The organism is Pseudomonas sp. FYR_7 (assembly GCF_043106155.1).
GTDB classification, from domain to species: domain Bacteria; phylum Pseudomonadota; class Gammaproteobacteria; order Pseudomonadales; family Pseudomonadaceae; genus Aquipseudomonas; species Aquipseudomonas parafulva_B.
On sequence record NZ_JBICMI010000054.1, the window covers coordinates 1 to 529 of the forward strand.

The 529-nt window shown below is 52.2% G+C and carries 1 protein-coding gene; it reads right to left on the reverse strand.

Annotated elements, in window-relative coordinates; translation table 11 throughout:
- Positions 1 to 529 (reverse strand): AAA family ATPase (locus ACF8R3_RS14390; protein WP_392515774.1); only part of this gene is annotated, 529 nt, incomplete at both ends.

Below are 529 nucleotides of genomic sequence, written 5' to 3' on the forward strand. Positions count from 1 at the left end.
GGAGCAGTGAATCTTGCTCGACCACCTTCGCCCAGAAGGAAACGCTCTGAATGGAGGGGATGGGCTGGTCATTAGCCTTGACCAGCTCATTCGCTTCATTTGCTAGTAACTCAAAGGTGTCTGGGGTCTCCGAAAACGCCAGACTAGTGACCTTATCAAGCATGCGATCCTTGGTGTGGACGCCCTGCAGACAGTAGGCTAGCGCCGTCGACTCTACCTGCTTACGCAGGGCCCAAATACCGTCCTTAAAGGATTGCTCCAAGGCCTCTTGAGCGGCTTTGGACTCTTTCCCTACCGTCATTTCTGCTTGGTAGTCGGCTTCCAATGCTTGAATCGCGGCCTCAGCCTCCCTGAGTAATTTCTCAGCCTCAACGTTGTCTTCGTTGAGAGTGAATACACCTGGCTGACTACCCCCATGAAAATTCTTCTCGATGAAGGCTTGGTTGTACACACAGATATCAGGCTCTACAGCTTGCTCTGAAATGCTGCAGCGTCCGAACGACGGATGATCCAGTGTCTGCAGATAGTT